The following is a 23,126-nucleotide window of genomic DNA, read 5'->3' as shown; positions in this document are numbered from 1 at the left end:
TAAAATATAATCTACCTTATGCATGAGATAAAGTAGATGTATAACCTAGTTTCTTGGAAATCGCCGCACCCGTCTGTTTCAGTTTATAAATGATCGGATGGATTTGATCTCCCGCAAAACGCGTAGATGGAGCAGATATGCTGACCGCTGCCGTAACCTTGCCTGAATGATCGTAAAGCGGAATGGCTAAACAGGTGATCCCAGGCTCATTTTCTTCGTCGTCGACCGCATAACCATTTGCTAAAACTTTTGTTAGTTCCGATTGAAAATCCTCATCGTTCGTAATGGTTTTATCTGTTTGTTTTTTGTAATGATAACCCTTCAGGATCTCATTTCTGGCTTCTTCCTGCTGATAGGCGAGCAATACTTTCCCGACGGCACTGGAATGAACCGGGACACGACGGCCGACGCGGGAATAGCCGATGATAGCCGTAGGACTGTCGACTTTATCAATATAGACACCTGACTGACCATCCAGAATCACTAAATGAACGGCAAGACTTGTATCCATGGATAGCTCCACCAAGGATGGTTTCGCAATCGACCGGACATCCATGCTGTTCATCAGGAAGTTTGAACGCTCAACGATCTTCATGCCGAGACTATACTTTCCTGTGTCCGTATCCTGCTTCACATAATCATGCTCTTTCAACGTTTTCAGCAGGGAGTGGACGGTGCTTTTATTCAAACTGAGTTTCGTGCTGATTTCAGAGATTTTCAATTCTGGATTCAACTCATCAAACAAATCCAGGATCTTGAACGCTCTGTCTACAGATTGTATGATCGGCATCTTCTGTCTCCTTAAATAAAGTGAAAGTGTGTAACCACTTACATTACATACAATATATAACCTGCGAATCTTACAGTCAAGTCTTACTATTCTGACAAAAAAGATTTTCCTTACGTGTTTCTGCTTGTGTTTTCCGTCATAACCGTCTTTTGAGCAGTCTCTGGAATCTGCTTATAAGTGAAATAATCAAAGTCAGCCGGTTTCTTCGTTCCGCTTAAATCCTGGGCACACATCCCGACAAAAGTCCCTGTAAATCGAATTAAATCCGCATCATCGTCAGATAAATGACTCGCGTCGATCTCACTGATGAGTGTTTCCCATGTGCGACCATCAAGGGAATAGAAAAATGTCAGCCACTCCCCGTTCATTCGTGCTTTCAAATAATAATGGGATTGATCCGGCAATGGAATCTCCTCATTCAAAAGTTCATCATACTGCCCATGTCTGGACCGGATGACGCCAAGGACCTTACCTGCGTTCTCCTCATGAGTGATTCTTAAATAGATATAATCGCTTGTATCATAATAAAAAATCAGCCCCGCCATCTGTTGGAAATGGTCTGGTTGAAAATCAAGACTCGTCTCCACTTCTACATCAAGACTTTCCAACCTTCTTGCCACCAAGCTCTGTCTGTGAAGAGAACTCATCGACTCCTGCCCTTTCAACCTGAGGTGATCGGGGCGCTCCGTCAGCGACATCCAATCCTCTGAAAAAGGAATACGCAGGGAGTTCCAGTGCAGGTTCAATGAAGACTCAGTGAAGTCATCGTGCGGATTTTCTTCTGGTACCGGAGCAGGTGTCAGCTCTGGAGCCTTGATTTCGGTTTGCGGCTGCGGACCGCCTTCCACCCTCAGCCACCCGTCCTCTGACCAGTAACCTTTCTGCAAGGCTGTTTCGCGGCCAAGCATACACTTCTGCTCTTTTACCGGCCGGGCACACAAATGAGCTATATACCATTCACCTGTCTGTGTTTCTACTAAACTGGCATGACCGGATTTCTGCAGGACGTCCCCTTCGCTTGAGGTGAGAATGGGATTGTGGGGGTCCATTTCATATGGACCGGATAGATTTTCTGAACGGGCGACCGTCACCGCGTGATTGTACCCTGTCCCGCCTTCTGCGGTCATCAAGTAATAATAACCGTTTCGTTTATAAATATGGGGCGCTTCTGTCAATCCTAATTCTGTCCCTTTGAAAATATTTTCAACAGGACCTATTAATCTCTTTTCCTCAACAGAATACTCTTGAAGAGCGATCCCTGCGAACGAATTCGTCCCTTTCCGATGGTCCCAAATCATATTGACCAGCCACTTCGAGCCGTCTTCTTCATGATAGAGAGAAGGGTCGAAACCGCTACTGTTCAAGTAAATCGGTTCAGACCATGGACCATTGATATCTTCAGCAGTCACAAGGTAATTATGGGTATCCTTAAAAGCTCCGGCTCTGCTTTTCACATCTGTGTAAATCAAATAAAACAGACCATTATCATAGCTCAAACATGGAGCCCAGACTCCTCCGGAATCGATATTTCCGGCCATATCCAGTTGCGAGGAACGGGTGAGCGGATAAGTTTGAAGTTTCCAGTTGACCATATCCCTGGAATGATAGATTTGAACACCGGGAAACCACTCGAATGTTGAGGTGGCAATATAGTAATCTTCCCCGACCCGCAACATGGAAGGATCTGGATGGTAGCCGGGCAAAACCGGGTTGGTAATGATACGCATTGAAACTCCTCCTCAGCTTTTAAATAATAATAGTACCGATCAGCCTTTGACTGAACCGGCCGCAATTCCTTTGACAATCTTCTCCTGTGCTACAAGGTAAACGAGCAATAACGGCAGACTACCAAGAGTCAGGGCAGCCATGATTCCCGGCACATTCACAGAGAACTGACCATAGAATTCTCTTAGCCCAAGAGGTAAGGTCGCATTTTCTTCTGAATTCGTCAGCACAAGCGCGAAGATGAATTCATTCCAAATCTGAATGAAATTATAGATCGCTACCGTTGCGACAGCAGGCGTCAACAATGGGAAGAGAATTTTCCAAAACAGCCGGAATGGTCCACAGCCGTCCATTTTAGCCGACTCTTCCAACTCTTTCGGTAACTCCTTAAGGAATTGCGTGAAAATGACGATCGACACTGGAAGCGCAAACGCGATATAAGGTCCAGGCAATGCCCAGATCGTATCATAAAGACCCATGTTTTTCGTTAAAAGAAAGATCGGAATCAATGTCGTATGGATCGGGATCATCATTCCGACTAAAAACAGGATGAACAGGGGTCTGTTTAATTTGAAGCGCATCCGTGCCAATGGGAAACTGGCCATCGCTCCAAGCACGATAACAGCGACCACCGAAATCACCGATACGAGGACACTATTGAAGAAGAAACGGAAGAACTCAGATTCGAATAACAATTGATAATTGGCAAGTGAAAAGCTGTCAGGTAAGGACCAGGGAGAATTCATGAACTCGAATTGAGTTTTGAAAGAGGTACTTACCATCACGAAAAATGGGATACCCGTGAACAATAACAAGATGATCGCTAAGGCATAGAGAGGAATTTGTCTGATTCTTTTCAACATCTAGCTGGCTCCTTTCCTTTTCTGGTCGAAAATGATGATGAATATGGTGACGATCAACGCAATGATGAACATACTGAAAGAGATACTGCTCCCGTAACCCATATTGAAATTAGTGAATGTCTGTTCATACATATAGGTGGCCATCAGTTCTGTCGAGTTGTTTGGCCCACCATCTGTCATGACATAAATCAGATCAAAATACTTCAATGCCCCGATGATCGATAGGATCGAAGAGGTGATAATGGTCGGGACAAGCAATGGCAGGGTAATCGCAAAAAATTTCTTCCGGGAATTGGCTCCGTCAATATCAGCAGCTTCATACAATTCTTCCGGAATCCCTACGATCGCTGCACGGAATAAAATCATGTAAAAAGGTGCAAATTGCCAGCAAACCGTGGCAATGACCGCCCAAATGGCTGTCTCTTCATTTCCAAGCCAGCCCCTCTGCCATGACTCTAGACCTAGTTGTCCGAGGATCTGGTTCACAATCCCGAAGTTTCCATCGAAGATATAGATGAACAAGATACCGATGGCTACTGTCGACATCAAGAAAGGCATGAAATAGATCGATCGGAAGAATCTCATTCCTTTGATAGGACTGAATAAAAGTAATGCCATAATTAACCCTAATGGGAGTTGGGTCAATAACGAAGCGCCGACTAAAAGAAAGTTATTTTGTAAGGAAGTCCAAAAAACGGCGTCCCCCATCAAGGTGATGTAATTTTGAATCCCGGTAAAGACCATGTTGTTATCAATGCCTGACCATTCATACAAACTGTAGTAGAAGGTCATCACTATGGAATAGATCACATATAACCCATAAATCAGGAGAGCTGGACCCATGAAACCGATGATCACCCATAAATCCTGTATCTTCCTCTTCTTTTTCGCTTTATCTAACCGTACCGGTACAGGAGGGCTGTAGACCTTCTCGCTCCCACTGTGCTGGTCCTGCTCATCACTCAATTTCTTTGCATTATTCGCCAAGCCTCTCACCTCACTCATGTTGGATATGAAAACTACACCAAGCAGCTGTGCACCTGATGTAGTTTTCCTGTTTCTATTCTAGAACTTCTTTTGCTTTTGCCTCGACTTCCTTGGCCGCCTCTTCAGGTGTCATGGATAAACCGAACAACGCCTGAGTCGTATCCAAGTGGACTTCGGCTAATTCCGGCGGAAGGGTCTGGTCATAGAATGTCTGCATGTATTCTGCTTCTTCAAGCACTTTGCTGATTTCCTGGACATATTCATCGTCGTACTCTACGCCCTTGACTGCAGAGATGGCCCCATCTGTATTCGCCAGTTGCTGTGCTGTTTCTTTGTTCGTCAACTCATTGACAAGCTCTGCTGCCAGCTCTTGCTTTTCACTTTTCTCAGAAACAGAGAAGACTGGACTTACACCACCGACGATATCCTTGTTCGATCCCTGTCCACCTTCGATGGTCGGGAACAAGAAGAATCCAAGTTTCTCTTCAAACTCAGGCATATCATTTCTTGTCGTCCCAAGCATCCAGTTCCCCTGAACAATCATTCCTGCCTGTTCAGCATAAAGAAGTTGTCTCGATTGACCTGTATCAAAATTCATCCCGTTGAACCCATCCGGGAACGCTTCCATCTCAGCAAGCTCCTGGATTTTTTCTCCTGCCTTGATATAAGCTTCATCATCAAAGCCTCTTCCTTCACGATTGTACGCTTCGTTGAAAAGTTCAGGGCCTCCGAATCTTTCAGCAAAATACATGTAATAGAAAGAACCAGGCCATTTCGATTGGTTGGCTAATGAAAATGGAACAATGTCATTGGACTTCAATGTTTCTACGATTTCCAGCAGCTCGTCATAAGTTTCCGGCTCCTCGAGCCCGTACTCTTCGAACATCTCTTTGTTATACCAGACGGGTACGATATCCATAGCTAAAGGGGCACCGTAGTTCTTGCCATCGAATTCAGCAGGTGAAAGCGCTGCAGGCAAGTATTGTGATGTATCGATATTTTCTGAAATATCCTTCACCTGACCGGCATTTACGAATTTCTCTAACCAGCCGCCACCCCAGGAGTGGAAGACATCTGGAGGTGTACCTCCGCCCATAGCGACAGAAAGCTTCGTTTTATAAGGGTCATTTTCCTGTCTGACAACCTCGACGTTGACGCCTTCATGACTTTCCTCGAAACGCTTGACCGCATCCTCGAGTGCCACTTCAGATTTACCTGTTTCAATATGCCAAAGTGTCAATTTTTCAGAATCGCCACCTCCTGAACCCCCGTTAGAAGCACTCTCGCTGTCCTGACACCCTGCTGCAAAAATCAATACAGCAATCGCCATCAACCATATTTTCGGTTTTAACATAGAACCTCTCCCCTTTTTGTTAGCGTTTTCATTATCATGTTAAAAAAAAGCCTTATTCTACCCCTTTCTGCAGATCCACCTCCTAAAATAAAATCTAAAACTAAGTTTGTCCATTGCACGAACTAATTAACGTCATAATACCTCATAGTTTGTAAGATATCAAGAATATTTTGAAATCTCTTTGCAATATACCGTTTTATATTATAAAACAAGGTTCTACATAGTTGACAATTTTGTTTAGAAAATTCATAATCATTTAATAAATAAGCGTTTTCATTTTATTGAAAGGAGTGCTTTTTTTGAGCAATCATAAAGAAGATCTCATGGAATTCACAGAAACGGACATCGATTTAATAGAAACGAAAGCCCATGGCCCTGGAGGAACTCTTCCCCTTACAGACGAGATGCTCCGAAATTCTCCGAGTGGGAATCTGTTCGGTTTATCTCAAAATGTCGGGATGGGATGGCAGCCGAATAAATTGAATGAAAAACAAGTCCTGATGCTAAGTACACAAGGAGGGATGAAAGACAGCAATGGCGACCCGGTTGCTCTTGGGTATCATACGGGGCACTGGGAAGTTGATATGCTCATGAAAGAAGCAGCAATGGAAGTCCATAAAGCTAAAGGGGTTCCTTTTGCAGCGTATGTAAGCGATCCATGTGACGGCAGATCTCAAGGGACGACAGGAATGTTCGATTCCTTTCCATACCGGAATGATGCCGCACAGGTCTATCGCAGACTTATCCGCTCCTTGCCGACAAGAAGGGCCGTCGTCGGGATTGCCACTTGTGATAAAGGACTGCCAGCGATGATAATGGCACTTGCTTCTATGCATGACCTTCCGACTGTCATCATCCCTGGCGGGGTAACACTCCCCCCTACATATGGAGAAGATGCCGGAAAAATTCAAACCATCGGCGCCCGTTACTCCAATGATGAGCTTTCACTTAAAGAAGCTGCAGAACTCGGCTGTGTAGCATGTGCGACACCAGGAGGGGGATGCCAGTTCTTAGGAACAGCTGCATCAGCCCAGGTTGTCGGCGAGGCGCTCGGCATGTCGATCCCGCATTCAGCACTGGCCCCTTCCGGACAAGATATATGGAAAGAAATGGGCAGGAAATCTTCCCAGGCCGTTTTAGAGATGATCAATCAAAAATTAACTACAAAAGATATCGTTACAAATGAAGCGATTGAAAACGCGATGGTCGTCCACGCCGCTTTTGGTGGGTCCACCAACCTCCTTCTTCACATACCGGCAATCGCTCACGCAGCAGGATGTGATATACCGACCGTAGAAGATTGGATCGAAGTGAACCGGAAGACCCCTAGAATTGTAAGCGTCCTCCCGAATGGACCTGACCATCACCCGACAGTAAGAGCCTATCTGGCAGGTGGCGTACCTGAAGTCATGCTTCATCTGAAGAATCTGGGCTTGCTCCACTTGGACGTCATGACCGTAACTGGCAAAACGTTGCGAGAGAACCTCGAGTGGTGGGAGCATTCGCCGCGACGAGCTAAAATGAAACAACGTTTGGCTGACGCTGATCAGGTGAAAGCCGAAGAAGTCATCATGTCACCAGAACGGGCAAAAGAAAGAGGTCTCACCTCAACGATCACCTTCCCTGTCGGCAACATTGCACCAGAAGGAGCGGTTATCAAATCCACCTCCATCGATCCTGAAGTGATTGATGCAGAGGGAATCTATTATCACAAAGGAAAAATCAAAGTATTCACAAGCGAGAGAAAAGCCATCACCGCTATCAAAAATGGGGAAATCAAAAAAGGTGACATCATGGCAGTCACCGGGTGCGGACCACTAGGAACAGGTATGGAAGAAACCTATCAGCTTACGTCCGCATTGAAGCATTTATCTTACGGCAAATACGTCACTCTTCTCACAGATGCCCGCTTCTCTGGTGTATCGACTGGCGCCTGCATCGGACATATCGGACCGGAAGGGTTAGCAGATGGGCCAATCGGAAAATTGAAAGACGATGATGTAGTGGAAGTTTATATCGACACCCACAACCTGTCCGGCCACCTTCATTTTCTCGGTACCGAAGATCAGCCAGCCACACCAGAAGAAGGAAGTGAAATCCTGGCCCAGCGCAGCCAAAACGAGGACATCCACCCGTCGGAGTATTTACCTGATGATACTCGTCTATGGGCAGAGCTGCAAAAAGTAAGTGGCGGCACGTGGAAAGGAAGCGTGTATGATGTCGACCGCATCATTGAAGTATTACGAGCAGGGGAAAAAGCACTCGAAAAAGAACATATAACTACTAGTTAACAATCAAAAGTGCAAGCACCTTGGGCAGCCTCGACAAGCTTAAGCAAACCTTTGAAGTGGCGGTTTTTGCCACAGTAAAGGGAAAGAGGAAGTTCGGCTAAAGTCGCAACGTCCTGTTGCAACGCCGAACGACCCCACATCGTGTGGGGCCAAGACCTCGAGAGGCTAGGTGCTGGAACTGGATGTGGTATATATCAAGCAGTTCATGCGGGTATAGTATAACCTCCTTATTAACAAACAAAAAGGCTGGGACAAAACGATAACTGCCACTGGAAAAGACAAACAATAGTGTAGGATGGATCAGATTGAGCGTAGGCAACATACGTAGACTCCTCCTGCGGGAACAACACGAGGCGAAGCCCCCGGAAGAAAAGCGATCTTTGCTTTCTGAGGAGACTTAGGGCGTGCCCGCGGCAAGCGAAGTATATTGAGGCTACTGAAGAACTGCAACTTTCTAAGTTATGCATCACAGAAAGGCTGGGCAGTACGATTTTATCGTTCAACTCGGCTTCTTTATTTCGATGAAACATTTATAAGTCAAAGAAAATCACTCTTTTTAGATAGGCCTCGTTGCTTCCACGAGGAGCGTTCGGTGGTGACGCCTGCGGGAACAGCGCGAGCCGAAGATCCACTTGGTCAAATGATCTTCTTGACCAAGTTAGCTGAGGCCGTGCCCGCGGCAAGCATCCACCGACAAGCGATTCGTGAGAAGCAACAACAAACTTTAACATATCCATTAGTTGATTCATATAGAAAACCCGAACGAAAAAATTCGTTCGGGTTTTCTAGTGGGAAATTCTTTTATCCCAGCCTCGCTTTATTTTCCTTATTTTGATTTACTGAATAGGCGCAAGAGCTTTTATTACAAATCCGCTTACACCTGTTTCGCACTCTTGCGGTTACGGATCAGTGGCACCGCGAAGGACAACAGACTTACGATATATAAGCTGATCGAAACCGGATCGGAAATCAGTGCCATCATGTCCCCTCCAGAAGCTGTCATCGTTTGTCGGAAAGACTGCTCCATCATTCCACCCAGAATGAATGCAAGAATGAAAGGGGCAGCTGGAAAACTGAACAACCTCATCAAGTAACCAAGCACACCGAAGATCAACAATAGATATAAATCAAATGTGCTGAAGCTGATGGCATAAACACCGATCAAACTGAAAATCGCCACAAGAGAGATGAGCATCGGACGGGCGATTTTCAGGATTTTTGCAATGTAAGGAATCAATGGCAGATTCAAAATCAGCAAGAAAATGTTCCCGATATACATGCTGGCAATGATCCCCCAGAAAACCTCTGGTCTGTCAGCCATCAACAATGGACCTGGCTGGATGCCTAAGACAAGGAAGGCTCCAAGCATGACTGCTGTCGTCCCGGACCCCGGAATTCCCAGGCTTAGCAAAGGCACGAAAGCACCACTAGTTGCAGCGTTGTTGGCTGTTTCGGGAGCAGACAATCCTTTGATCGAGCCTTTTCCGAATTCTTCCGGTCGTTTAGCTATTCTCTTTTCCGAAATATAGCCGATGAACGAAGCGATGGTCGCCCCTGCTCCTGGGAGCACGCCTAAAATAAATCCCAGAAAAGACTGTCTCGTCATCGGTCCTCTCATTTCTTTGAAATCTTCCTTCGTCAGTTTCAGACTTCCGATATCACCCTGGTTCTGAAGAGAGGTGTCTTTCCTTTTGATGACAAGGTGACAGATCTCTGCCAATGCGAACAAACCGAGAGCGATGACTAAGAAATCGATTCCTTCCAGTAAATTGGCATTCCCGAATGTAAAGCGGGTGGTCCCTGTTTGTCCATCAATTCCAATGGTCGCAACCATGAACCCCATCGTAGCCGTGATCAAAGCTTTGTTTGTCGATCCATCAGATAAACTGGAGATGGCCGTCAACCCTAAGAACATAAGCGCAAAATATTGGGCCGGACCGAAAGATACGGCCACTTGAGCCAAAGCAGGAGCGAAAAGCATCAGCAGTACAACTGAAACCGTTCCCCCGACAAAGGAGGAAATCGCGGCAATCGCTAATGCTTTCCCTGCCTCTCCCCGCTGAGCCATGGGGTAACCGTCAAACGATGTCGCAACTGTCCCTGATATCCCTGGGGCATTCAACAAAATGGAGGAGGTCGATCCACCGAAGACAGCACCATAATAAACGCCAGCCATCATAACAAGTGCAGAAGAGGGATCCATTCCATATGTGATCGGAATCATGATGGCAATCGCACTGATCGGTCCCAAACCCGGCATCATCCCGATCAACGTTCCCGCTACTACACCAATAAGAACAAATAATATTCCTTGCCAGCTAAAGGCAACTTGAAATCCTTCCATCAAACCTGCACCCATAATAACTCACACCTTCTAAAATGGTAATATCCCTTGAGGTAAACTAATTTGCAAAAGATAATTGAACGATAAATACATGACGAGTGGAAAAATGACCGCCACCATCGCATTGATTTTGTGCTTGCGATATCCCAAAAATAAGGAGCAGCAAAAGACGAACAACACGGAGCTGAGCACAAATCCAATGATTTCTAATAAGAAAATATAAAGAAAAATCATGCCTCCGACCGCAAGTAATACAAGAATCTCACTTCTTGGAACCTGTCTCTTCTCCTTTTCTTCTTCTGTTTCTGATGATTTATCAAAAAATAAAAACACAGCGAGCACGATCAATAAGTAACCAAGCACCTTAGGCAGAAAATCTGAATCCACCGGCACATAGGAGTACTCTTTCAAGTTGTAGCTCATATACAAATAACCCGCAGACAACAAAATCAGCACAATACTAATTTTTTGATTCAATGTTTTCAGCACACGTATCACCTTCACCTTAGTGGTAAATAGGAAAGGGCCTGCAACCAGACCCTCTCACCCTTATTGATTCAATCCCAGTTCTTCCATCAGAGTCCCCAATTCTTCTTTTTGTTCATCAAGGAACTTGCCATACTCTTCACTATCCATGTACATCTCATTCCAGCCATAGTTTTTACGAATGTCAGCAAAAGCTTCTGAATCACTGACTTCTTTCAGTTTTTCTTCATAATATTTCACTTGTCCTTCTGTCATATCTCCTGGACCGAAGAACCCTCTCCAGTTAACAAAAGTAGCGTCAATTCCCTGCTCTTTAGCTGTAGGGAATTCAGATAAAACCTCTCCTTCAAGTCTTTCTTCAGCAGTAATCCCAAGTACACGGACTTTTTCAGCCTTCACCTGTTCAACCGTTTCGGCAATACCTGTCGAGTAAACGTCAGCACTTCCGTTCAGGATCTGCGTCATCCCTCCACCATCTTGAGCCGATACATATTTGATTTTCTGAATGTCTACACCAGCTTTTTTAGCGATAGCAACGAACTGCATATGGTCCATTGAACCAGGAGAAGATGTTCCGACAACCGTGACACTGGACGGATCTTTCTTCATGTCTTCAAACAATTCATTCAGATTCTCCCATTTTGCGTCTTCGGCAACTGCGAACGCGCCATAGTCAGCAATCATATTCGCAAGTGGTGTGAAATCATCATGAGACAAATCAGATTGCCCATTCAGTGGTACAAAAATAAGCGGCGGGGAAGAAACGAAAATGTTGTGCGGATTATTCGTGCTGTTGATGTAAGACCAACCAACGGCTCCGCCACCACCTTCTTTATTCACGACACCTACATTTTGCTCCATAATCTCTTCTTCCTCCAGAATCTTACCGACAGATCTCGCTGTCGTATCCCAGCCGCCCCCAGCACCGGCCGGAGCGACAATCTCAACATTCTTCTCAGGCGTCCATTCGCCATCTCCTTCTCCATTACCGTCCCCGCTTGATTCAGAACCTCCACAAGCAGCTAATACCAAAACCAATAAGATAGAACCGAATAACCATAAGTGCTTCATCAAATAAGCCCCTCTCTTTTTTGCTAATCTATCAAGTGTGATGCTAGTTTATAATATTGTGACAATTATGTAACCGTTTTCAAAATAACCGATATTAAATGCAATAAACGTAATTAACCACATAAAATTCATGAAGGGGTACAGGTAGTTGGAAAGTTTTGCGGGAAATTATATCGATGCAGCTCGGAGTAAATGGGTAACTTACATTCTTAACAGACAAGCAGAAACCTCCTCACTAAAATTCCATAATAAAAAACCTTGTTAAACGGATTTTTCGTTTAACAAGGTTTTTTAATGATTTCGATAAAACATTTCCTTGAGCTTCTTTGGGAACTTCTTTTTCATGCCATCATTTACAGTGTAAATGACCTGGCGTACGGATTTTGAGCGGTTGCGCAGCACTTCTTCTGGAGAAGACGGAATATAGCGACTTTCTTTTATGGATCAGTGAAAACCCTCTTTTCAGATGGACCTCGTTGCTTCCACGATGAGCGTTCGGTGGTGACGCCTGCGGGAACAGCGCGAGCCGAAGATCCACTTGGTCAAGTGATTTTCTTGACCAAGTTAGCTGAGGCCGTGCCCGCGGCAAGCATCCACCGACAAGCGATTCGTGAGAAGCAACAACAAACTTTAACGGTTCCTGTAGATTGAAAAGGGCTTTCAGTTGTTTCCCTATCGACGGCTGGTTCACTTGCGGACATAGTATTTTCTTTCCGGCCGCCCTACACGGCCATAGTTCATTTCTGCTTTTCCTTTACGAATCGTGATCAAATATTCCAAGTATCGACGTGCTGTCGTTTTAGAAGCCCCCATTTGATGGCTGGCTTGTTCTGCGGTCAAACCTTCCTCCTTCGCCTGCTTCAGCATCGATTCCACTTTTTCCAATGTCAGCGGGTCGATGCCTTTAGGTACAGGGGGAGCGGATGATTCAGCCTCTTCTTGCGGGGTTTTCATAAGTTCATCCACCATCGTTTGGTCGAAAGTCTCTGCTTCTGCGAATAATACTTTCCGTTTTTGATAATCCTCAATCGTCTGCTGGAAACGTTCCAGTGTGATCGGTTTGATGATGTAGTCAACGATACCGTATTTCAAGGCTTTTTCTACTATCTCTTTTTCCTTTGCGGCCGTAATCATGATCACATCCACTTGCGGTGCTTTTTCACGGACATCATGCAGGATATCCACCCCAAGCCTATCCGGCATATAGACGTCCAGCAAAAGCAAGTCCGGCTGATGTTCGACAAGCATGTCCAACGTATCCTCTGCATTGAGCGCTTTTCCGACCACCTCTACTCCATCGATCATTCTTAAAAACTGGGCGTGCATTTCCGCTACACGAAAATCATCTTCACTGATCATGACTTTCATTACACTCGCCTCCCTCGATGCTTAGGGATGAAGATGGAAAAGACGGTTCCACCCTCATCTGCCCTAGTAATTTCCATCGTCCCCTTCAGCTTATCGACCACTTCCTTGACGTTCGCCAAACCATAGCCGCGCATTTCCCCCTGTTTCGTGGAAAAACCTCTTATGAATAAGTACGAGTAGTTATTCTCTGGAATACCTGGACCATTGTCTGTCACTTCAAAAACCAGCTCTTCACCGACATCTGTTACAAAAAATTCCACCTGTTTGTCTTCTTGAGTCCGGACAGCTTCGAATGCATTATCGATGATATTCCCTAAGACAGTGACCAAATCGGCATGATTGATATGGCCAGGGATCTGTTGTAATTCGGAATCTTCCTGAATGGTGAAATCGATTTTCAGTTCCGACGCCCGGCTCATTTTCCCAGTCAAAATCGCTTGCAGGGTTTCATCCTGAATACGGTCAAAAATGACTTGCTGATGCTTCTGCGTACTCGAAAATTCTTCCTCGATCATCTTCATCGCTTCCTGGTAATTGCCTAATTGCAGCATCCCCAATAACAAATACATCTTATTCGTGTACTCATGAGTTTGGGCTCTTAGACCTTCTGAGTAACGCTTCACCTCAGACAAAGCCTGTACCATTTCTCTCACTTCGGTCTTATCACGAAAACTGGAGACAACCCCTGTCACCGTCCCGTCATGGATGATCGGCGTCCGATTCACGATAACGATTTTATCCTGCAAAATCATTTCTTCATCTTTAGTCGATTCCCCCGTTTCTAACACCTGGAGCATATGCGTATTCGGAAAAACTTCTTTGATCAGTCGTCCTTCTGTCTTTTCCCTGAGGTTCAGCAAATCCATTGCCGACTGATTGATCATCGTCACCCGTCCCTGCCCATCTATGGAAATGATTCCTTCTTTTACAGAGGAGAGAATAGCTTCACGCGTTTGATAAAAAGAAGTGATTTCGTATGGCTCTAGGCCCAACGTATCTTTTCTTATACTACGGGCCAAAAGAAAGCTGCCGATCACACCAATAACGAGGACTAAAAGGGAAATCCAAAACACATTCGCCAGCTTATCCCATATGATCGCGCGGATATCTTCAATTAAAAAACCGACAGAAACAATGCCGATAATTTCACCACTGTCATTAATGATGGGAGCTTTACCACGTAATGAAGGGCCGAGTGTCCCTTCCGCTTGTGAAATGTAATAGTCGCCATTTTTCAGCGCTCTCGCATTATCCCCACCCACCATCTTTTTTCCGATTTTCCATTCATCCGGGTGGGCATAGCGAATGCTTTCCTCATTGCCGACAACGACAAACTCTGCGCCCGATTCCTCCTGGACACTCAAAGCGATCGGCTGAATGATTTCAGAAGGGTCATCCGTCTCGAACGCCTCCTTTATGGAAGGCATGAAAGAAACCGTACTCGCAACCTGGAGAGCCAGTTGCCCCATATGATCTTCCACTTCTTCTTTTTCCAAATAAGCGAAAACCCCAGCCAGGATACCGATGACCAGGATCAGCAAGGAAAGCACAAGCCCCAGAATCTTTGTACGCAGCGAAACCCTCAAACTACTCCCCCTCCCTTATGTAACCGTTATCTTTTTTACATATGGTAACATACACCCAGAGGTTTGAGCGGACTCTATTCGACAAAATTAAACTTTCTGTTAACAAACTGGCTTCTCTCTTAGATGAATTATGAAAAAATGATTAGATAGGACCAGGGAGCATTGCAACTGTGGTGCCTTAATAACCAAAAAAGTCAGGCGAGCGCCTGACTTTTTCTTTTTCTAATTTCATTTATGTTATTAAAGCATACCTGAGCTTATATCGGCGTTACAGTATTTTCACCGGCGTAAAACGAAATATATCGGCATAGTTGATGTTTTTATCGGTGTAACTCGAATTTCATTGGCGTACCAGCAAAAATGTCGGCGCAGCATTCTATAAATAGCCACGAAATATCGCCTCATCCCGTTCCACAATTACTTGAACTTCCTTGTCGCCTCCACCGCTTTTTGCCAACCGCTATATAAGTCTTCCCGTTCATTTTCACTCATTTCAACCGTGAAGGTGCGCTCATTCTCTGAGTGTTGTTTGATTTCATCTTTATCTTTCCAATAACCGACGGCGAGACCTGCCAGGAAGGCGGCACCAAGAGCAGTTGTCTCTTGCACGACGGGACGTTCGACCGGAACACCGAGCATGTCACTTTGAAACTGCATGAGGAAATTATTCTTCACGGCCCCCCCATCTACACGAAGGGCTTTCAGATCAATGCCGGAATCTGCGATCATCGCATCCAGAACGTCCTTCGTCTGGTATGCCAATGATTCAAGAGTGGCGCGGACGAAATGAGCGGTTGAGGTTCCGCGTGTTAAACCGAAGACGGCCCCTCTTGCCTCACTATCCCAATAAGGCGTCCCGAGTCCGACAAAGGCAGGAACTAGATAAACTCCATCCGCTGAATCAATGGATGTTGCATAATCCTCCGACTCTGCTGCACTTTCAATCAGTTTCAAGCCGTCCCGCAGCCACTGGATCGCGGAACCGGCAACAAAGATACTTCCTTCCAAGGCATATTCGACTTTTCCATCAATTCCCCAAGCAAGCGTTGTCAAAAGTCCGTGCTCAGAAGCGACGCCTTCTTCACCTGTGTTCATCAACATAAAGCAGCCGGTGCCATACGTGTTTTTCGCCATCCCTTTTTCAAAACACGCTTGTCCGAATAAAGCAGCCTGCTGATCTCCAGCGATCCCTGCAATCGGAACCTCATGGCCGAAGAAATGATAGTCGACGGTATTTGCGTACACTTCCGAGGATGGTTTCACTTCAGGCAGCATCGACTTCGGCACACCTAAAATGTCCAGTAATTCATCATCCCACTCCAGGTCATAGATGTTATACATCAACGTCCGGGAAGCATTGGAGTAATCCGTTACATGCGTTTTTCCACCAGAAAGCTTATGGACAAGCCATGTATCGATCGTACCGAATAAAAGGTCACCATTGTCTGCTTTCTCGCGGGCCCCTTCTACATTGTCGAGCATCCATTTCACTTTCGTACCGGAGAAATACGGATCGAGCAGCAAGCCTGTTTTTTCACGGAACAACTCGTTGTGACCGGCGGCGCGCAATTCCTTACAAATGTCTTCCGTCTGGCGTGACTGCCATACTACCGCATGATAAATCGGCTTTCCGGTGTTCTTGTCCCAGACAACTGCCGTTTCCCGTTGGTTCGTAATCCCGATGCCGGCAATCTGATCAGGTTCGACGTCAGCTTTCCTCAACACTTCGGCGATGCACGCAAGGACAGATGTCCAAATCTCATTGGCATCGTGCTCGACCCAGCCTGGTTTCGGGAAAAATTGTTCGAATTCCTTTTGGGCGGTTTCCACGATTTTTCCTGCCTTGTTGAATAAGATCGCCCGTGAACTTGTCGTCCCCTGGTCAATGGATAGAATGTACTGCTTTGTCATAGAAATCCTCTCCTCTAATGAAAAAATTTATCAGCTTACTTTTCCCTCTACTTGATTGCCGATGGTTCTCCCTTTTTTCAGTTCAGCATTAGCCGCTCCGACAAAAATGACAGCAACGATTGCAGATAACGCCCAGAACGCCAGCGAAAATTCCTGCGTAAAGACCGCTTGATAAAACAATGCACCATAGACTCCACCTAATATCGGACCGACAACCGGAATCCAGGCATATCCCCAATCAGAACCGCCTTTACCCGGAATCGGCAGAACAGCGTGCGCAATTCTCGGTGCCAGGTCACGTGCAGGGTTGATCGCATAGCCGGTCGTCCCGCCAAGAGACATCCCGATGGCCACAATCAAAGCACCGACGATCAGCGGATTCAACCCTTCTGTGAATTCATTGGCCCCGATGAACAAAATCCCCATCATTAAGACGAAAGTGCCGATCATTTCTGTCACCAAGTTTGAAAAAGGACTGCGGACAGCTGGGTCTGTACAAAAGACTCCCTTTTTCGCTCCCTGGTCCTTCGTTTTACGCCAGTGCGGAAGATAGTTGAGAAAAACGACCCCTGCACCAATGAAAGCACCGATCATTTGTGCACTAATATATAAAGGAACCTTCGCCCAAGGGAAATCCCCAATCGACGCCAGCCCCAATGTAACCGCCGGGTTGATGTGCGCTCCTGTAGAGCCGCCAATCGCATAGATACCCATCGTCACCGCAAGTCCCCAAGCGATGGTGATGACAACCCATCCTGAGCCCTCAGCCTTCGAATCCTTCAACACGACACCAGCTACAACCCCGCCACCAAAAATAATCAGAATCATCGTTCCAATCAATTCCGCAAGAAATTCAGACATGATCTCCACTCCTTTTTTTCATTTTTTGTACGAAAAAAAGAGACCCCCACTAAACTGCAAACTTTGGGTAAAGTTCGCAAAAATAGTGTGAGTCTCCAAATCTCCGTCACATGTTTAACTTGTTGCCTATTACTATATAACTTTATGAAAGCGGTGTCAAATGAATATTCGAAATTGCTTATCGAAAACAAAGATATCCAAATAAATGGTAAAATAGTAGTAATAACGATGAGGAGGGGAAAGATGGGAAAATACATAGCAATTTTAGGGATGTTCATTTTTATTGTAGTCGCCGCTAATATTGTCAGCCACATCTTGCTTCAAGTGGAAGCCAGAATATCCCCGCTCAAATCGGCGAACAGGATAAAAACCGCTTCATGTATACAGAAAGACGACCATATACAGAAGAAGAAGTCCTCCAAAAAACTGGCTATGGCCCTGCAACTGGCGAAGGGTTCAGAAGAATTATGGTATCCCCGATTTCAAACTTCTCAATCTATCAACCAGGTGAAGAACAAGGGACTTATGTAGAAGGGGTGCCCGAGGGGAAAACAGTAAGAGTACAACTGATTTCAAAAACGAAAGAATTAGAAAAGATTTCTCTAATCGAAAAGAAAATATACGAGGAAGGTGCGAAAGGTCTCGTCGTCACCCTCCCCGAAGAGCGGAATAGGCTTTATTCCGTAAGTGCAGAAATGCTGGATGAAACAGGAGAAGTCATCGATACGGTAGCAGGAATCGTTTACGTACCTGGAAAATCAGAAATCAATGCGAAACTATCCCTTGATAAAGAGGTGTATTCTGCTGAAGATACACTTGAATACAAAGTGACGAACTGGGGCCCAAGAAGACTTTCTTACGGTGCCAGATACACGATTCAAGTCTATCAAAACGGAGAATGGAGCATTCATCCGCACCATGATGAAATTTCCGCCTTCCCTGATCTCGAGTACGTCGTTCTTCCTGGAAATGAAAACAAGACAAGCATAAGTCTAGAGGATTTTGAAATGGAAGAAGGGAAATATCGGATCATTAAAAGAATAGGAATCACTGATGGCGAAGTGGAATTTTCTTTAGCGGCCGAATTCGAAGTCGAGAATTGATCATCGAATGAAGTCGGCGTTATAGCAGATTTATCGGTATAACTTGCTATTTTACCGGCGCAAACAACATTTTCACACCCTCAGCACTCCGAGGAACCCTCAACAAAAAAAGAGCGACCTCCGTATTTTAAGAGATCACTCAACTAATGATCACAGCAATTCATAGCTGGGTGGATGCCAGTATCCTATTTCTTCACCGTTCACCGCATACGTTTCGCCTGTCTGATTCATCTCTCGCTTCTTAATGAAATCAACGAGAAAATGAGCGACTTGCTCGGCAGAGCCTACATTCCAATAAGCCGCTTCCTCTTCACTGGATGCTTGTTGCTGGGCTTTTTCTATATGATGTCTCGTCATATCGGTGAGGGCAGCTGGGGCGATGGCATTTACTTGGATCGATTTCGACTCCAGTTCTTTGGCCAGCGTCCAGGTCATACCCAGAATAGCAGCCTTCGCTGTGCTGTAGTTCACTTGGCCGACATTGCCGATCAGGCCAGCAAGTGAAGTCATATTGAGGATGAAGCCGGATTTTTCATGGCTGCGTAAGTGCCGGATGACAGCCTGGGTGGGGATGAACGTACCCGTGACATGGACATTGAGCACTTCTTGGAAATCCCCAAGTTCCATCCGATGAGCCATCCGATCTTTGGCCACCCCTGCGTTGTTGATCAAACCGGTTACATCGCCGAAGTTCGCAAGTGCTGCTTCGACAAGCCGCGATCCTGTTTCCTCTTCGGTGACACTGGCGGCGACTCCTGCTGCCCTGCCTCCCGCCTGCCGAATCTCTTCCACCACTCTTTCTACTTCAGCATCCTTACGTCCATTAATTATGACGGCTGCTCCTTCTTTGGCTAAAGCAAAGGCGGTACTCCGGCCGATTCCTTTGGTGGATCCTGTTATGATCACGATTTCTTCATTTACGTTCGTCATCTTCGCTTCCCCCTATGACCAGTTTCGCTTTCAAGACACACGTCCGATGTTGGTTGAACCCTTTAATATCGACAAAAAACTTTCCCGCTTCTTCCTTAGCAACTTTTCCTTCTATTATAAGGCTATCCCCTTTGAGAACTGGTTTTATAAAAGAAGTACTCAGTTCTTTGATCGGCGGTTTTCCCCTGAACCACTGGTGAATCGAAGCATCGATGACTCCCATCGACCACATCCCATGAGCCACAGCGCGCGGAAAACCCGCTTTTTCAGCTGAGGCATCATCCAGATGAATGGAGTTAACGTCACCAGAGGCTTTCGCGTAATTCTCGATCATCTCACCGGTGATTTCTTTAATTGTGATTCCTGTATGGACTTCCCCTGTTTTCATGACAATTCCTCACCTTTCACAATAAGGGTCGTATAGACTTTGCACTGCAGCTCATTCAAATGATAGATATCTAACGTGTGATATAAAAATTCCATCATGCCAAGGGAGCTTTCTTTTTCTTCGATCCGATTCAGCGTTAATGTCGCTTGATACTCCCTGTCAGCCACTAAGGTTGTCTTGTATTCAAAGCGCTGTTCAGCATGGATGACGCCTTCAATCCCATTCAACCAGGGGATGTCGAACTTTTTCCAAAAGGTGATTGGCATCGTGGCAGGGAGCGGAATGTGCGGATAGCCGTGCGCTTTTGCTGCTTCGAAATCAAAATAGATCGAATTTTTCAAAAAAACCGCTTCAGCGAATGGCCCGATTTCAGCTGGATGGACAAGGATTGCTGAAGCTTCAACGGTATGGTTCAACCATCTTTCTTCCACCATCATTTCCCCATCCTTTCGAAAAGAGCGGCAAGTCCGATTCCCCCGCCAATGCCAAGAGTCGCCATTCCACAATTCAGCTCTCCACGTTTCATTTCCGTCAGCAACCGGGTCACCAATATGGCACCTGAGGCTCCATAAGGGTGGCCTAGAGCAAGCGCTCCCCCTGCAAGATTCACCTTTTGAAAATCAACCCTCAATTCTTTCAGTGATGCGATCACTTGAGATGCAAAAGCTTCGTTGAATTCGACGACATCAACATCTTCTATGGTTCGGTTTTGCCGTGCCAGCAACTTCCTTGCTGCCGGAACGGGTCCGATTCCAAGCACGTTCGGGTCGACCCCGGCGACTGTGGCATCGACAAATCGAACGATCGGCGTCAATCCAAGCGAAAGGCATTTGTCATAAGACATGACCAAAACAACCGAAGCACCATCATTCATAGGACAAGCATTCCCAGCCGTCACCGTTCCCCCTCCCCGGAAGACAGGCGAAAGTGAAGTCAATTTTTCCATAGAAGTATTCGGGCGAGGACACTCATCCTCATCGACCTCATCAACTTCGACGATTTCTTCCTGGAACCAACCCTTCCGCTTGGCTTCGACCGCTTTTTGGTGACTGGCATAGGCATAAGCATCTTGGTCTGCCCGCGGCACTTGATACATTTCCGCTACATTCTCCGCCGCCTCACCCATTTCCGGGTCCCCGATCGATTCCGGGGAAAAACGGGCCCGCCCATACAATGATGGACCACGTGGATCATGAATCGACGCCGGCTTTTCCATTTTCCATGGCGCAAGACTTGTGCTCTCGACACCCCCCGCTAAATAGATGTCCCCCGCACCCGATTGCACGAACCGCGCTGCCATGATGATCGCTTCTAATCCAGAGCCGCATTGACGATCGACAGTTACACCAGGGACAGTAACCGGGAGTCCTGCTTCTAATGCTGACAACCGCGCAATATTTCCACCAGGACCGACGACATTACCGAGGATGGCATCATCGACTTCTTTCAGAGGCAGCTCCGTTTCAGCCACCAATTTTTGAATCACCGGACTCACAAGTTTCTCAGGGGGCACATGTGACAAAGCGCCTCCCATTTTTCCAATTGCCGTTCTTTTGCCCGCAACGAGCACTACTTCACCCATGAAATCCCTCCTTTTCAGCAAGCCAATCAAGCATCTGTTTCCGCGCCACTTTTCCGCTGGAGGTGTATAGGAAATCAGCTACGTGCACCCACTCTTTCGGACACTTGTATTTCGGTATCCATTGCTTACAAAAAATCTCAAGCTCCTCAACTCGCAATGTATTCTCCCCTGTATAAACAGCGGTCACCTTTTCTCCCCAATAGGAATCAGGCTGGCCAAGAACGATCACCTCATCAATCGCTGGATGATCACGAATCACTCTCTCCACTTCTTCCGGATAAATGTTCAACCCGCCACTGATGATCATATTTTGTTTGCGGCCGATAAGGATGACTTGTCCCCTTTCATTTTTGTAAGCCAAGTCTCCAACCGTTGCCCATTCTCCATCAAACATCTCAGCTGTTTGCTCAGGCATGTTCAAATATCCCGCAAAAATCCAGGGGCTCTTCACGAACAATATTCCGATTTCCCCCTGTGCTGCCTCATTCCCTGCATTTGTGCGAATCGACCATTCCACTTGAGGAAAAGGTGTGCCGACTGCCCCGTGAGGAAGATCACGACCTGCCACCTTCTGCACACTGACAAAGCTGAGTTCCGATGCGCCGAAAAATTCATAAATGTCCGTTTCAGGGAAAAGTTGAGAGGCTTGCTGTTTAGAAGATTCCTCCCATTTCGCCCCGGACGATATCATGGTTCTCAAATCGGGAGCATGGGCGGGGGTTGCCGTTCGGTTCAAAGCTTCGAACATCGTCGGGACAATATACAAAACCGTAATGTCCTTGTCTTCCAGCACGCGCCACACCTCTTCTGCTTGAAAAGAAGAAACAAGATGAAGCGTTGCTCCAATGTGAAGCGCTTGAATGGAAGCATAAAGGAAATGGGAGTGCACGAACGGTCCAGGGGAAAAAATCTGATCATCCTGCTTCAATGAAAAAACTTCCTCCCCTTCTGAAAAGCAATCAGCCCAGGAGGCGTGGGATCTCATGAATCCTTTCGGCCGCCCTGTCGTCCCAGAGGTATATCCGATGTAAAAAATGTCGTCATCATTTATTTGCTCTGCAGGCAGTTCCAGCTCAGGGAAAACACTGATTTCATCCCATGTGTACGCATGAGCCCGTTCAGACAGGTCCTTCAAACCCTTGTCGTAGATGATCAAATCCGGATCGGCGTCCAACAAAACATCTTCAAGCTGCGATTTGGGCCACTTCGGATCCAGTGGAATCACTATTCCTCCAGACGAGCTCACGGCTAGGAAGACGACAAGCCATTCCGGTCCGTTCGGCAGTAGAAAACTTATTTTCTTACCATTCATGGAACCTAATTGATAGGTGCATTGCCTTTTTAACGTCACCATCTGGCATAGCAATTCCTCATATGTGAGCACCGTTCTCCCATGGACAACCGCTTCTTTTTCTGGAAAACACCGTGCTATTTCGTGAATTCTTTCGCCGATCAGCGCCATGAAATTCCTCCTCTGGATAGACCA

General features: G+C 46.1%; 21 protein-coding genes. 4 read left to right on the top strand and 17 right to left on the bottom strand.

The features are described 5' to 3' along the window. Nucleotides 1-16 precede the first annotated feature (16 nt). The 5 genes from ACTWPX_RS10540 to ACTWPX_RS10520 all read right to left on the bottom strand — a co-directional run bounded on the left by ACTWPX_RS10540 (nt 17) and on the right by ACTWPX_RS10520 (nt 5,719). Nucleotides 17-790, bottom strand: a complete 774-nt coding sequence (locus ACTWPX_RS10540; RefSeq protein ID WP_443119732.1) for an IclR family transcriptional regulator — start codon at nt 788-790, stop codon at nt 17-19. A 110-nt stretch (nt 791-900) separates the two neighbouring features. Continuing rightward, entirely contained in the window at nt 901-2,517 is a 1,617-nt protein-coding gene (locus tag ACTWPX_RS10535; RefSeq protein ID WP_443119731.1) for a glycoside hydrolase family 43 protein, read from the bottom strand. 39 nt (nt 2,518-2,556) lie between these two features. After that, nucleotides 2,557-3,378, bottom strand: a complete 822-nt coding sequence (locus ACTWPX_RS10530; RefSeq protein ID WP_128525856.1) for a carbohydrate ABC transporter permease — start codon at nt 3,376-3,378, stop codon at nt 2,557-2,559. After that, complete coding sequence (locus ACTWPX_RS10525) at nt 3,379-4,365, bottom strand: carbohydrate ABC transporter permease (protein ID WP_443119730.1); 987 nt, start codon at nt 4,363-4,365, stop codon at nt 3,379-3,381. A 73-nt stretch (nt 4,366-4,438) separates the two neighbouring features. Then, nucleotides 4,439-5,719 carry an extracellular solute-binding protein gene (locus ACTWPX_RS10520; protein WP_443119729.1) on the bottom strand — a complete coding sequence of 427 codons (1,281 nt, stop codon included), beginning with the start codon at nt 5,717-5,719 and terminating at the stop codon, nt 4,439-4,441. Nucleotides 5,720-6,042: 323 nt separating this feature from the next. Between ACTWPX_RS10520 and ACTWPX_RS10515 the strand changes: the two genes are divergently transcribed. Beyond that, nucleotides 6,043-8,010 (top strand): YjhG/YagF family D-xylonate dehydratase, encoded by a 1,968-nt coding sequence (locus ACTWPX_RS10515; RefSeq protein ID WP_443119991.1) that lies wholly within the window; start codon nt 6,043-6,045, stop codon nt 8,008-8,010. 592 nt (nt 8,011-8,602) lie between these two features. After that, on the top strand, nt 8,603-8,845 hold the full coding sequence (locus ACTWPX_RS10510; protein ID WP_443119728.1) for a hypothetical protein: 243 nt from the start codon (nt 8,603-8,605) through the stop codon (nt 8,843-8,845). A 39-nt stretch (nt 8,846-8,884) separates the two neighbouring features. Here the strand turns inward: ACTWPX_RS10510 and ACTWPX_RS10505 are convergent, their stop codons facing one another. The 3 genes from ACTWPX_RS10505 to ACTWPX_RS10495 are packed head-to-tail and all read right to left on the bottom strand — an operon-like array spanning nt 8,885 to nt 11,911. After that, on the bottom strand, nt 8,885-10,369 hold the full coding sequence (locus ACTWPX_RS10505; RefSeq protein ID WP_443119727.1) for a tripartite tricarboxylate transporter permease: 1,485 nt from the start codon (nt 10,367-10,369) through the stop codon (nt 8,885-8,887). Nucleotides 10,370-10,384: 15 nt separating this feature from the next. After that, a complete protein-coding gene (locus tag ACTWPX_RS10500; RefSeq protein WP_443119726.1) occupies nt 10,385-10,843 on the bottom strand; it encodes a tripartite tricarboxylate transporter TctB family protein in 459 nt (152 codons plus the stop codon). 60 nt (nt 10,844-10,903) lie between these two features. Beyond that, nucleotides 10,904-11,911: a tripartite tricarboxylate transporter substrate binding protein gene (locus ACTWPX_RS10495; RefSeq protein ID WP_443119725.1), complete on the bottom strand. Its 1,008-nt coding sequence runs from the start codon at nt 11,909-11,911 to the stop codon at nt 10,904-10,906. A gap of 498 nt (nt 11,912-12,409) precedes the next feature. On the opposite strand from ACTWPX_RS10495, the gene ACTWPX_RS10490 reads away from it, so the two are divergent. Then, the gene (locus ACTWPX_RS10490) at nt 12,410-12,562 is read left to right on the top strand and encodes a hypothetical protein (protein ID WP_443119724.1); all 153 of its coding nucleotides are present in this window, start codon (nt 12,410-12,412) and stop codon (nt 12,560-12,562) included. 36 nt (nt 12,563-12,598) lie between these two features. Here ACTWPX_RS10490 and ACTWPX_RS10485 read toward each other — a convergent pair whose 3' ends face one another. The 4 genes from ACTWPX_RS10485 to ACTWPX_RS10470 form a co-directional block, all read right to left on the bottom strand. Further along, nucleotides 12,599-13,279, bottom strand: a complete 681-nt coding sequence (locus tag ACTWPX_RS10485) for a response regulator (protein ID WP_443119723.1) — start codon at nt 13,277-13,279, stop codon at nt 12,599-12,601. Continuing rightward, the gene (locus ACTWPX_RS10480; protein WP_443119722.1) at nt 13,279-14,865 is read right to left on the bottom strand and encodes an ATP-binding protein; all 1,587 of its coding nucleotides are present in this window, start codon (nt 14,863-14,865) and stop codon (nt 13,279-13,281) included. The genes ACTWPX_RS10485 and ACTWPX_RS10480 overlap by 1 nt, the downstream gene beginning before the upstream one ends. A 417-nt stretch (nt 14,866-15,282) precedes the next feature. Next, nucleotides 15,283-16,776 carry a glycerol kinase GlpK gene (glpK, locus tag ACTWPX_RS10475; RefSeq protein ID WP_443119721.1) on the bottom strand — a complete coding sequence of 498 codons (1,494 nt, stop codon included), beginning with the start codon at nt 16,774-16,776 and terminating at the stop codon, nt 15,283-15,285. Between the two features lie 30 nt (nt 16,777-16,806). After that, entirely contained in the window at nt 16,807-17,637 is an 831-nt protein-coding gene (locus ACTWPX_RS10470; protein ID WP_443119720.1) for an MIP/aquaporin family protein, read from the bottom strand. Between the two features lie 377 nt (nt 17,638-18,014). Here ACTWPX_RS10470 and ACTWPX_RS10465 point away from each other — a divergent pair, with 377 nt between their 5' ends. After that, on the top strand, nt 18,015-18,740 hold the full coding sequence (locus tag ACTWPX_RS10465) for an immunoglobulin-like domain-containing protein (RefSeq protein WP_443119719.1): 726 nt from the start codon (nt 18,015-18,017) through the stop codon (nt 18,738-18,740). Nucleotides 18,741-18,890: 150 nt separating this feature from the next. Here ACTWPX_RS10465 and ACTWPX_RS10460 read toward each other — a convergent pair whose 3' ends face one another. From ACTWPX_RS10460 to ACTWPX_RS10440, 5 genes are read right to left on the bottom strand one after another with little or no spacing between them, the layout of a single operon-like run. After that, nucleotides 18,891-19,670 carry an SDR family NAD(P)-dependent oxidoreductase gene (locus ACTWPX_RS10460; RefSeq protein WP_443119718.1) on the bottom strand — a complete coding sequence of 260 codons (780 nt, stop codon included), beginning with the start codon at nt 19,668-19,670 and terminating at the stop codon, nt 18,891-18,893. Continuing rightward, on the bottom strand, nt 19,654-20,058 hold the full coding sequence (locus ACTWPX_RS10455; protein ID WP_443119717.1) for a MaoC family dehydratase: 405 nt from the start codon (nt 20,056-20,058) through the stop codon (nt 19,654-19,656). Before ACTWPX_RS10455 ends, ACTWPX_RS10460 begins: the two co-directional genes overlap by 17 nt. Then, on the bottom strand, nt 20,055-20,492 hold the full coding sequence (locus tag ACTWPX_RS10450; protein WP_443119716.1) for an FAS1-like dehydratase domain-containing protein: 438 nt from the start codon (nt 20,490-20,492) through the stop codon (nt 20,055-20,057). Before ACTWPX_RS10450 ends, ACTWPX_RS10455 begins: the two co-directional genes overlap by 4 nt. After that, on the bottom strand, nt 20,492-21,640 hold the full coding sequence (locus ACTWPX_RS10445; protein ID WP_443119715.1) for a thiolase family protein: 1,149 nt from the start codon (nt 21,638-21,640) through the stop codon (nt 20,492-20,494). The genes ACTWPX_RS10450 and ACTWPX_RS10445 overlap by 1 nt, the downstream gene beginning before the upstream one ends. Next, entirely contained in the window at nt 21,633-23,102 is a 1,470-nt protein-coding gene (locus ACTWPX_RS10440; protein WP_443119714.1) for an AMP-binding protein, read from the bottom strand. The genes ACTWPX_RS10445 and ACTWPX_RS10440 overlap by 8 nt, the downstream gene beginning before the upstream one ends. Nucleotides 23,103-23,126: the final 24 nt, after the last annotated feature.

It is taken from the genome of Halobacillus sp. H74 (assembly GCF_052246715.1).
GTDB classification, from domain to species: Bacteria; Bacillota; Bacilli; order Bacillales; family Halobacillaceae; genus Halobacillus; species Halobacillus litoralis_A.
This window is presented reverse-complemented; position numbering and strand designations above follow the sequence as displayed.